The sequence below is a fragment of the Acinetobacter sp. UBA3461 genome (assembly GCF_002381195.1).
Taxonomy (GTDB): Bacteria; Pseudomonadota; Gammaproteobacteria; order Pseudomonadales; family Moraxellaceae; genus Acinetobacter; species Acinetobacter schindleri.
Genome location: NZ_DFRO01000007.1, coordinates 1 through 10,973 on the forward strand (window position 1 = coordinate 1; position 10,973 = coordinate 10,973).

Consider the following 10,973-nt stretch of genomic DNA (forward strand, 5'->3'; position numbering starts at 1 on the left):
TTATTGAATTTAATTTGTTTTAAATTAAAAAATATCTCAATTAGCTATTATTTTAAGATCCCTTAGAGTTGTGAGTATGCATAGAAAAAGAGTCAACTCCTGAGCTTAACAGTGGAATCAGGTAGTGAGTTAAACTTACTGATTCGCCCTATTTTAATTCCTGTATCGCAAAATAGTGAGATTGACTGAAATGTTCATAGAATTGTATTCAATGCTGAATATTCAGCCAAAAGATAAAGCATTTAAATTGGCAAAAGGTCGTCTACTAAGTCGATGAATGGTCATAGGGGGCAACTCAACGACACTTACCCTCTTACAATGAGGCTTTTCGTAGAAACTTTATCGAATAATATGGTTTATAAATAGTCTAGACATGTTCGCGAAAGGTGCGAATTTTATATAATGCAGCTATCTAAAACAAAATCGTCAATATCATGACTCCAGCTTGTAAACTTTTAAAAGCCAGTAAAATCGAATATAGCATTCACGAATATGAACATGATGCCAATGCCAAAAGCTTTGGTTTGGAAGCAGCAGAAAAACTAGGCCTAGCTGTTGAAGAGGTTTTTAAAACATTATTAGTCACGGATGAAAAGCAATATTTTGTGGCAGTATTACCTGTTCATCATCAGCTTAATCTTAAAAAAGTAGCTGCTGCATTCGGTTGTAAAAAATTGCAGATGGCAGATCCTAAACAGGCAGAACGATTAACCGGATATCTGGTGGGTGGAATCAGCCCAGTGGGACAAAAGAAACGCCTGAAAACTGTGATTGATGTATCAGCAGAAAGGCTGAATAAAATTTATGTCAGTGGTGGCAAGCGTGGTTTGGACATTGGTCTAAACCCAGCAGATTTAGCCAAGGTTTTAAATGCACCTTTTATTGATATAGTTGATAAATAGTTTAATGTCTTAAAAAGACATTAATTAGTATTTTAATTAAACCCGGAGAGCAAAATTCGGGTTTTCTTTTGGTCGGAAAGCGCTACACATTTTTTTTGCATTTGTATATTGTTTTAATGCAAAGGTAACCATGAGTTACTTACAACAATAAGAAATTAAAAGAAAAATAAATTGGAGCATTGCTCATGAAGATCGTTATTTGGCTTAACGCTGTTTGTCTGTTTTTGTCACTTGGGGAATCACTTCTGCACGGTTTTAACCGGGAGGTGGCATATGAATGAAAAAGGCGTTTACCTGCTTAGTACTGTGGCTCTATTTTTAATCTTATGGTTGATTGGTTATCAAGTCCATAATGAAATCCATCGGGAAGAATTGGCATTGAACCGCACCAGCAGTTTGGCATTTTATGGGATGAATACTCATACGCCGTTTCTAGACCATCAGGCAGAAAGTTTGAATCAGGCTGTACAGCGTCGGGGAGTGGTGCGGAATCAATCTCAGTCTTTGAACCAACAGCGTGCTCAGTTTGTTTCAGATTTTGCCAGTATGCTATTTGCGATGCAGGGTGGACATAAGCCTGAATACTTGCAGCTGAGAATATTTCTGAACAGGCAACAAACATTATTGGAGAATAAGGCGCTTAAACAGGAGGAGGCACTTGCCAATATTAATTTGCTACAGACATTCTTGCCTGAATACCAACATGAACTGACACGAGCATCGGCAAAACTGAAGACGCGTTATTCTTATTATGAAACAGATATAATTTCTGATGAGATGAGTTTAAGCACGGTATGATCTAGAGGCGAACAATATCAGTGTGATGTATTAAAGTGGTTCTTCAGAATTAAGCTGAGAGATGAAGGTCTGCATGATTGTAAACTTTATACTCTAGCTACAGGATATAAAAATCATCTCATGCAAGTTAAGTAAACTGTATCGTTTTTAAACTTGCATGAGTAGTAATTATATATCTGCTTAAAGGCAATTCGCCGGTTTAGGAATGCCTGCCAAACGACTAAGGTGGCGTGCCACCAAGCCTGTATTAAATTTTTCTTGAAGTACAGCATTGTTGATTTCAGGCCCTACAGTTTTCATCAGGAATTTGATGAGAGGACGTGTCGCTGGAGAATGACCAAACTGTTGATAAAACTGACGTACAGCCTGTAAGATTTCAAAATGCCAAGGGGTCAGTTTTAACTCTAAGCTCTCGGCAAGCACCTGTGCGACGTCTTCATTCCAGATGGTATAGTCCACTAAATGACCATCTTGGTCTAACTCTAAATTCATGATAGATCCGTATGTGTTACTTCATAGAAATACAGCGACTAAAGCCCAAGCATAGTTCTGCAAATTCGGTATAATTAATAATTTTCAAATTTTTTACTTCTGGTTGAGGCAATAACTCAGCCTCATTTTCCAGAATATAAATCTCTTTCAGCTGCTGAATAAATGGATGCTCAACTGACAAGGCTGCATCGCCCATCAGAATTACCTGATCATTTTCGCTATAGAGTTGGGACAGTTGTTCGATAATCTGTGCTGTAGCCGCATGGCTGGCTTGAATCATATAAAGAGTTTTATCAGACATGGTGAGCAACCTTACCAGTACAATACATGGTTAAAGCCTTGCATAAAGGCTGGGTTTAATTCGACAAATTCAATTTCTTGCTCTGTATTTTGTATAAAAGGCGAGTTTTGATTTTTACTTTCCACCAGAATTGGGGTCAGATCATAAAATTCAAAACTGTCGACCATGTTGGAAGCAATTTTGAACGCATGTTTAAGCTGTTCAAATTGCAGATCTGAACGTAATAGGCTTAAAGCTGCACCTTGTAATAAGACTTTCACGTCTGAACCAAAGGTCGCAAGTACCATGGTCGCAGAAAGACTTTCATGAACCTGCAAGGAATTCAGATTCGATTGAGTTAATATAACGAGTACAGATTTCACACAATATACCTTTTAAAAGCAACATATCCCAAAAAATAGACCGATTAGAATTGAAGCAGACGATGTGCAGACTGAACAGCATCAGCGAGTTCGCCCAATCCGACCAATTCAAACTGATCTGCAAGATTATGCTGTTGAATATTGTGACGTTGAGCATTCTCCTGATCTGTGATACCACGCGCTAACGCCGCACTTACACATACGGGCAGACGTAGTTGCAAGGACTGCCACTCACGGGTCAGGTGACGCTGGTCATCCGGTACCCATTGCAGAGCATTAGCAACAGACACACCGTCCTGGTAAAAGAAAACCCGAAAGTCTTCCTGTTTTTGCTTTAATGCTTTGGCAAGTCCCAAGGCATGCCAGGCATGTATCGACGTCGGGGCGGAGGTAATAAGAATTAAGGTGCTCATGAAATTCACTACAGGCTTGATCAACTAAGCAGTTGATCTGGGCTACATAATAAAAAGGTAGTATACAATGATTTTAGTGACCGGTGGTTTAGGCTTTATAGGCTCTCATATTGCTTTAAGTCTGCTCGCACAAGGGCAACAGGTCATTGTGGTCGATAATCTGGCCAATGCCAGCCTACAGACGCTAGAACGTCTTGAGTTCATTTCCGGCATGTATGTGCCTTTTGTTAAAATTGATATCCGTAATACGCCTGCTTTAAACAAAGTCTTTGAACAGAATTCCATTGACGCCGTGGTACATACTGCAAGCTTTAAATCATTAGAAGAATCGGTACTAAAACCGCTGGAATATTACAATGATAATGTCAGTTGTATTATGAGTCTCTTACGTGCCATGCAACGGACGGGTGTTCGTAATCTTGTGCATTTGTCCAGCCTTGCTGTTTATGGGCAATCCAGTCCTGATCTGACTGAAGAAACACCATTTAATTTCAGTTATCCAAACCCTTATATCAAGTCTCAACAGATGGTAGAAGAAATTATCCGTGATACTGCACGTACTGATAATGAATGGAAAATTGCGATCCTCAGACTATGCAATATTTCGGGTGCCTTTGAACATGGGGTACTGGGTGAAGTGGTACCGCCGCTACCAAAAAATATCGTGCCTTTGGCCATGCAGGTTGGGGCCTTACAGCGGGAAAGTATTGAACTGCGAAAACAGGCCAATACTGAAGATAAAACTGTAGAACGCAGTTTTTTGCATGTATTGGATTGTTGTGATGCAGTCATTAAGAGTCTGCAATGGCTCAGTACACAAAGTTTTGCCTGTGAAGCCTTTGATATAGCGGGCGAATTGATTTCGATTCAGAACTTGCTCGATCAAATTGGTGAAGTGACGCAAATCAATATCAAGACGGAAGAGGCGCTATATTACACTAATCCGGAACTAGATCAGGTTGGCTCTAAGGCGGAAAAGGCCAGGAAGACTTTAAACTGGCAGCCTCAGCGTTCGATTCGGCAAATGCTTGAAGACGAGTGGCGTTTTTATCAGAACACGTTACGTGGGCAATAATACCGATTAACGCTATCCCAATTATTGATAATAATTATCATTTACATGCTGTTCTATTTTGCCTAAGATGGAACAAGGAAATATTAAAACTTTATAAAGAGGTTAAATATGCAAACACGTATTGAACATGACACCATGGGTGAAGTTGCTGTACCCAGTGAAGCACTGTGGGGAGCACAAACTCAGCGTAGTTTGCAGAACTTTAAAATTGGTAATGAACGTCTGCCACGGCCCATGATTCGTGCCATGGGTCTGGTTAAAAAGGCGGCAGCCTTGACGAATGCCGAATTAAATCAGATTCCGCATGAACTTTCAGGTTATATTGTTTCAGCAGCAGAAGAAGTGATTGCAGGGCAATGGGATAGTCAATTCCCGTTAGTGGTGTGGCAGACAGGTTCTGGTACGCAGAGCAATATGAACTGTAATGAAGTGATTGCCAATATCGCTAACCAGAATCTGGGAAATCCTTTAGGTTCTCAAAAACCGGTTCATCCGAATGATCATGTTAATCGTGCTCAATCAACGAATGACTCTTTCCCAACAGCAATTCATGTCGCTGCAAGTCTGCAAATCAATGAATTATTAATTCCAGCAGTAAAAAAACTGCGTGATACCATGCATGCCAAATCTCAGGAATTCTCAGACATCGTCAAAATTGGCCGTACTCACTTACAGGATGCTACGCCGTTGACACTAGGTCAGGAATTTAGTGGTTATGTGTCTCAGCTAGATCACGGTTTATTGCGTCTGGAACAGGCACTGCATGGTTTATATGAATTGCCTTTAGGGGGAACAGCAGTAGGTACAGGTTTGAATGCTCATCCTGACTATGCGGTTAAAGCAGCGCAAACTCTAGCAAAACTGACTGGACTGCCATTCGTTACTGCACCAAACAAATTTGAAGCTTTAGCAGGTCGTGATGCGGCAGTCTTTGCTTCCGGTGCATTAAAAACTTTAGCGGTGAGTCTGAATAAAATCGCCAATGACATTCGCTGGTTAGCCAGTGGGCCACGTTGCGGCTTTGGGGAACTCCGTATTCCTGAAAATGAACCAGGCTCAAGCATCATGCCGGGTAAGGTCAATCCGACTCAAAGCGAAGCGATGACCATGGTTGTGGCGCAAGTGCTTGGAAATGACACCACCATTAATGTGGCAGGTGCATCTGGAAATTTCGAGTTGAATGTATTTATGCCTGTAATCGCGTATAACTTGTTGCAATCCATTCAGCTGCTCGGTGATGCCTGTAATAGTTTCAATGATCACTGCGCCGTTGGTATTGAGCCGAACCGTGACAAGATTGAGCACTTCTTACATGATTCATTAATGCTGGTTACTGCATTGAACCCGGTGATTGGTTATGAGAATGCAGCCAAAGTTGCCAAGACTGCTTATAAAGAAGGTAAAACTCTAAAACAAGTTGCGGTAGAACTTGGTTTAGTCACAGCTGAACAGTTTGATGAAGTCGTCCGTCCTGAGAAAATGGTTTCAGCGAATGCGAAATAAAGCTTGTAACGCTTTTATTTTCAATCTTTAAGCCTGTTTTATCATGGAATAGTCAACAGTGGTTTTTATCTCAGGCAGAGTTGCGTACAATAGCACTAGATGAGATTAACCACTGATGATTGTTTTATGCTTGATATTTATTTAACAGATGTTCAAAGAAAGGTGCAATTCAAGGATTATCCAGGTGAGCATCCTGTTAAATTTATTCTGAATTTTAAAAAGATTTTTCCAAGTATTATGGAACTTCTTTTACCTGTACTTCCCGATAATGAAAATCTGGATGAAATGTCATGGGAATCAACGACCAATGATTTTGAAACTTTCCAGATGTTTTTAGCTGGTTGGGGGATTATTGAACTGCGTTTAAATGCGATTACTCAGTTCAAAGATAAAACCTTTGCAGATCAGCTTGTTAAACAGGCACAGCAGAAGCGTAAGGAATATCAAAAAAAGCATATGAAGCTCACGACTGTAGAGCTGGATTATCTATTTATGCATGATATCCATGCTCTGATTGATGCTGAGCTGGTTGATCTGGGCGAGAAGTTTTATCTGCCAGTACTACGTGAACTGTGGAAAAATAAAGTCTCTGCTCAAGTGCTTAATGCCAAATTTTAAGTAAATTTAAACTGATTAATTTAATATCATCCTCCATATTTGGGGGATGAATTTTAATAGGCTCCAAAAAACTATTTGATTAGTTCAATTTCCATAAATAGCCTAAGCAAATCTTTCTATTTTTTACTTAGAAAATTCTGCTGCATCATTGAACATGATGACTTATTTTAAAACAGAAATTGGTTCATAAAAGAGCATTTATTTTATCGTTTGATAAAAAATAAATTAATAAGCCATTCTTTATCATAAGAATATATAAAGATATTACTTTAATAATATAGCTATTCTAAGCATATTTTCTTAAGCTATAAGTACTAATGAGTAGATGAATTATAGAATTCTTATTTATTAGATTTCCTTCATAAAAATAAGTGAAGGTTCCAGTTTTTCCGAAGATATATCAAAGGATTTTTAATAATGTCGAATCAGTTTTTAGATTTAATTACAAAACGCCGTACGATCTACGCGATTGGCAAGAATGTCACACAATCTCCTGAATTCTTAACTGATTTGATTCAAAATGCTATTAAACAAAGTCCCTCATCATTTAACTCACAATCTTCCCGTGCCGTGATCCTGTTTAATGGTGAACATGAGAAATTCTGGAGCTTTGTCGCAGAAAAATTAAAAAGTTATGCCAAAGATGAAGAAAGTGCTGCAAAAACCTCAGCGAAAATGGGAACTTTTGTTGCAGGCTTAGGTACGGTTTTATTTTTTGAAGACCTAGATGTCGTGAAAAGCCTACAAGATCAGTTCCCATCTTATGCAGATAACTTCCCGATCTGGGCAGAACATTCTACTGCGATCGCTCAGTTTGCGACCTGGACAGCATTGCATACTGAAGGCTTGGGTGCATCTCTACAGCATTACAACCCGATCGTAGATGAAAAAGTTCATGCAGAGTGGGACATTCCAGCAAACTGGCAACTGAGAGCACAACTGGTATTTGGTTCAGTTGAAGGTGAGGCGCGTGCCAAAGACTTTATGGCGGATCAAGACCGTTTCAAAGTATTCCAATAATTTGAAAACCGGCATCTGTCTAAATTCTTATAGGCAGATGCCATGCAATAGGCGATAAAAGCATATTCCGAATCATAAAAATTAGGCTACACTTAGGGCGCATTAAATCTAAGAGAAATGGCGCTATGTCAAAGAACACCCAAAAACTTTCACCGCTTCAAGAGCTTATTGCTGAACAGAAATTGTTATGCGAAGAAGTCGGTTCTGCCTATGTAGAGGTGAGTGGGGATGACGTTATTGCCGTGGCAGTCCATACCCTGAATCAGGACCCAATTGTTGGCATTCGCAAGGCAGTAGATACAGCAACAAAAGTGAGCTGGTATATCTATGGTGGTGAACAAGTATCCAGCGATGCTGACTTTGAAATTATGACTGTACGTGAATTACAGGATATTGTCCCAGAAGTGCTTCCTTATCTGGCGCTGGATCAAGGCTTTCGTTTCATGATCGATGCTGATGATTATGAAGATGTATGGAAAGAAGGTCAGGAATGAACCGCTTAGCTTTTGCTATCTTGCTGGGACTCAACGGTGTACTCATCACGAATTACGCCGTAGCCGAGACGATGACCCAAGAGCAATTTGATCAGTATATTGCTGAGCAAACACGCGTGGTCAATGACAGCAAAGCCATTCTGGATGAACCGCATACAGCATCAGACAAGCCGAGTATCAGCACCGAACGTCAGGTATTATGTGATCGCATTCAGGCTTATCAGAATATCTTGAAAGCTTCTCAGGAAAATAGTCAGTTGAATATGGCTTCCATGATGGCGATGGTGGCGCAAAATTATCTGGATCGTCAAAACCAGAGCATGAATAGCTCTGGCATGACTACAAGTGTTTTTTGTAAGAGCAGGGCAGAACAGCCTGTTGAAGAAGATAAAGCAAAGCCTTTGATTTAGGTTAATTTTCTGATATTTAATTTATTAAAACTACATAAAAATAAGATTAATGCGAATTTCCCCGGGGAAATACCAAGAAAAATGAAGTATTGATTAAAATTATTAAACATTAATAGCGACAGGTGAGATAGCATAAATTTCTCATTCCGTATCATCAAAAAATAGCCTAAGCAATTTTATCTGGTAAAAGGGAAGAGATAGTTTTAAATCCATTGATGTCTTACTGAAAAATTAAGACTATATTTCCGAAATTAGCCTTCAATCATATTCATTTATAGCTCGTACTCATTCAGCTTAATTTATTAAGCCTATTTACTGATGATTTATCCAAATCTTGAGGTTCCAAACGCTACCGTCAAAAATTTTTAAAATATATTTGACAAATAGCCTAAGCAAATCTCTTTATACCGAGTAAATAGCCTAAGCAAAATTTATAATTTTAAGAATTATCAATTGATTAATTTTCAATAAAATTCCAATATCAACAACTAAACTACGAAATCACGGAACTCTCAAATGATCCTCAACTACCAAATTACCACTCATGATGACTCAACACTTGTACCAATGGTCTTCATTCATGGTTTATTCGGCAGCTTGAGTAATTTAGGAATGCTGGCGCGACATTTTGCAAGTCAACGTACAGTCATTCAGTTAGATCTGCGCAATCACGGTTTATCAGGACATACGGATCAACATGATTACCATCTCATGTCAGAAGATGTACTTGAAACTCTGGATAGTCTCAATATCACAAAATTTGTTGTGGTGGGGCATTCTATGGGGGGGAAAGTTGCCATGAAACTGGCTGATATTGCACGAGATCGGGTAGAGCAGCTTGTGGTTCTTGATATAGCCCCAATCCAATATCATGAAAATCATCATGCAAAAATTTTTGAAGCTTTATTAGCTGTAGAACGTGCCAACGTGAATTCACGATCGGATGCGACAAAAATCATGCTTGAATATTTACAAGAAGAAATGGTGATTCAGTTCCTGCTGAAATCCTTTAATAAAGGCAAGTGGCTGTTTAATGTGCAGGCGCTATATAAGTATTATCAAGATATTCTATATTGGGAAGATCTGACACCAGTTGATATACCAGCACTTTTCTTAAGAGGCGGGAACTCATTTTATATTTCCAAACCAGAGCAATTCGCTGCGATTGAACGTCAATTTACTCATGCCAATGTTGAACTCATTGAAGGTGCAGGTCATTGGCTGCATGGTGAAAAGCCTGCGCAGGTGCTGGAACACATCCAAGCCTTTCTGGATGAAAACCAATAAAATCTGTTAGAACTTGAAGGTCAGTATGCAGCCGCCTGTAGCTGACCTTCATTAATCAGTTGGTTTGCCATTTCAGCCGTTTTTTTCAGACCCGGCATATGATATTCGGTATGACCATAATCCTTGATTGATTTCCAGCGACCGCCCCAAGTGAGTCCGACGGATTCGGCCACTTGCCCATAGAGTTCATAACCACGCATCGCCCATGGATCCCGCTCGCTGATCACGACTTTGCCGTTCCGTTTAAAGGCAACATCCGCGGCCAGACCAAACTGATGATAACTTTGATAGCCTTTGGCCCGGGTGGTATTTGGATTCGCAGAAAGTGAATTTTGGCGCTCTGGACTACGATAACCTTCCAATAAAACCAGTTCATAGCCATGCTGTTCACGCATGATTTTAAATACCATCAACAAACGCTGTTTATAACGTGGATTAATTTTGTCCCATTTCCGGTTGGCTGTATTGAGATCGTTATGATGATGAGTGTCAGGCAGATGCACATCTCCAGCAGGATTAGGTAAAGGGTTAATCACTTGCGCTGAAACGACGTTGGCATAGTAATTTGCTTCTTCCTGCAAGGCTGTTTCAATCAGATGTTCATCTACTTCTGGAGGAGGTGCGAGCACCTGACCATCCAGTAAGCTATAGATTTGCGGATCAACTTCACGTAAATAATTTGCTTCAAAAGTACTGGCAGTAATGGGACGGGTTAAGCTAAAAATGATGATGCTGCTGAATAACGCCAATGCGGCTAATAAAATCCACCATTGCTGAATATGCCAATGTGACTGGATTTTCTCTGACGAAGCTGCCTGATTAAATTCCCAAGCCACCTGTTTGGCTGCCAAAATACGATTCTTGCCATAGGGTAAAATTTGTGTGAATAAACTTATCAACCGGATTCTGAATTCATAAGAAACCAGCACTAACATGCCGAGACTAAGTAAAATAAAACTGGATAATATGAGGTAGATCATGCTGCTTATGACTGTGCGACTTCAGGACGTTCTTGTGCAGTCGTCACAGGCGACTGTTCCTGAGTAGACGTACTTGCTGTTTTTAGCTCAACAGTTTTTTCTAATTGTTTTGGTTTTGTGGGTTGAGTAACAAGCCTTACATTTACAGGATTTTTTTCCGGTTGTTGGATTTCTTTAACTGGTGCAGTTGAAGATGAAATAGTTTGAGGTGTGTGTTTAAGCGGTTTAATTTTATCATTAGCCTGAGGTAAAGACTTTTGCGCTTGAACACCAAATGCAGAGTCAAAAGGTGATCCAGTATTTGCAGGCTCGTTTGCA

Annotated in this window: 14 protein-coding genes and 1 pseudogene; 9 read left to right on the plus strand and 6 right to left on the minus strand. The window is 39.7% G+C overall.

Annotated features, from left to right (window positions below):
- The first annotated feature begins 434 nt into the window (after positions 1-434).
- Both ybaK and B3D47_RS01650 read left to right on the plus strand, forming a co-directional pair.
- On the plus strand, positions 435-902 hold the full coding sequence (gene ybaK / locus B3D47_RS01645; RefSeq protein WP_286859597.1) for a Cys-tRNA(Pro) deacylase: 468 nt from the start codon (positions 435-437) through the stop codon (positions 900-902).
- 273 nt (positions 903-1,175) lie between these two features.
- Positions 1,176-1,700, plus strand: a complete 525-nt coding sequence (locus B3D47_RS01650; RefSeq protein WP_163171380.1) for a hypothetical protein — start codon at positions 1,176-1,178, stop codon at positions 1,698-1,700.
- 180 nt (positions 1,701-1,880) lie between these two features.
- Here B3D47_RS01650 and B3D47_RS01655 read toward each other — a convergent pair whose 3' ends face one another.
- Genes B3D47_RS01655 through tusD form a run of 4 tightly spaced genes read right to left on the minus strand, consistent with a single transcriptional unit; the run spans position 1,881 to position 3,268 of the window.
- Complete coding sequence (locus B3D47_RS01655; RefSeq protein WP_004894586.1) at positions 1,881-2,192, minus strand: TusE/DsrC/DsvC family sulfur relay protein; 312 nt, start codon at positions 2,190-2,192, stop codon at positions 1,881-1,883.
- Positions 2,193-2,208: 16 nt separating this feature from the next.
- On the minus strand, positions 2,209-2,493 hold the full coding sequence (locus tag B3D47_RS01660; RefSeq protein WP_004894589.1) for a hypothetical protein: 285 nt from the start codon (positions 2,491-2,493) through the stop codon (positions 2,209-2,211).
- An 11-nt stretch (positions 2,494-2,504) separates the two neighbouring features.
- On the minus strand, positions 2,505-2,855 hold the full coding sequence (locus tag B3D47_RS01665) for a hypothetical protein (RefSeq protein ID WP_004894591.1): 351 nt from the start codon (positions 2,853-2,855) through the stop codon (positions 2,505-2,507).
- 44 nt (positions 2,856-2,899) lie between these two features.
- Entirely contained in the window at positions 2,900-3,268 is a 369-nt protein-coding gene (gene tusD, locus B3D47_RS01670; RefSeq protein ID WP_004894594.1) for a sulfurtransferase complex subunit TusD, read from the minus strand.
- A 67-nt stretch (positions 3,269-3,335) separates the two neighbouring features.
- On the opposite strand from tusD, the gene B3D47_RS01675 reads away from it, so the two are divergent.
- The 7 genes from B3D47_RS01675 to B3D47_RS01705 all read left to right on the plus strand — a co-directional run bounded on the left by B3D47_RS01675 (position 3,336) and on the right by B3D47_RS01705 (position 9,675).
- Entirely contained in the window at positions 3,336-4,343 is a 1,008-nt protein-coding gene (locus B3D47_RS01675; RefSeq protein ID WP_008304790.1) for an SDR family NAD(P)-dependent oxidoreductase, read from the plus strand.
- Positions 4,344-4,451: 108 nt separating this feature from the next.
- Positions 4,452-5,846 (plus strand): class II fumarate hydratase, encoded by a 1,395-nt coding sequence (gene fumC / locus B3D47_RS01680; protein ID WP_008304791.1) that lies wholly within the window; start codon positions 4,452-4,454, stop codon positions 5,844-5,846.
- Between the two features lie 126 nt (positions 5,847-5,972).
- Positions 5,973-6,464, plus strand: coding sequence for a hypothetical protein (locus tag B3D47_RS01685; protein ID WP_008304794.1), 492 nt, complete (start codon positions 5,973-5,975; stop codon positions 6,462-6,464).
- 417 nt (positions 6,465-6,881) lie between these two features.
- Positions 6,882-7,484, plus strand: coding sequence for a nitroreductase family protein (locus tag B3D47_RS01690; RefSeq protein WP_008304797.1), 603 nt, complete (start codon positions 6,882-6,884; stop codon positions 7,482-7,484).
- 125 nt (positions 7,485-7,609) lie between these two features.
- A complete protein-coding gene (locus B3D47_RS01695; RefSeq protein ID WP_005222014.1) occupies positions 7,610-7,978 on the plus strand; it encodes an immunity protein Imm33 domain-containing protein in 369 nt (122 codons plus the stop codon).
- Complete coding sequence (locus tag B3D47_RS01700; RefSeq protein ID WP_005222015.1) at positions 7,975-8,388, plus strand: hypothetical protein; 414 nt, start codon at positions 7,975-7,977, stop codon at positions 8,386-8,388. Before B3D47_RS01695 ends, B3D47_RS01700 begins: the two co-directional genes overlap by 4 nt.
- Positions 8,389-8,904: 516 nt before the next feature.
- Complete coding sequence (locus B3D47_RS01705) at positions 8,905-9,675, plus strand: alpha/beta fold hydrolase (RefSeq protein WP_286859608.1); 771 nt, start codon at positions 8,905-8,907, stop codon at positions 9,673-9,675.
- A gap of 20 nt (positions 9,676-9,695) precedes the next feature.
- On the opposite strand, the gene B3D47_RS01710 is transcribed toward B3D47_RS01705, so the two are convergent.
- Positions 9,696-10,655, minus strand: coding sequence for a M15 family metallopeptidase (locus B3D47_RS01710; protein WP_286859610.1), 960 nt, complete (start codon positions 10,653-10,655; stop codon positions 9,696-9,698).
- A 5-nt stretch (positions 10,656-10,660) separates the two neighbouring features.
- A pseudogene (locus B3D47_RS01715) lies at positions 10,661-10,973 on the minus strand (hypothetical protein); the annotation flags it as partial.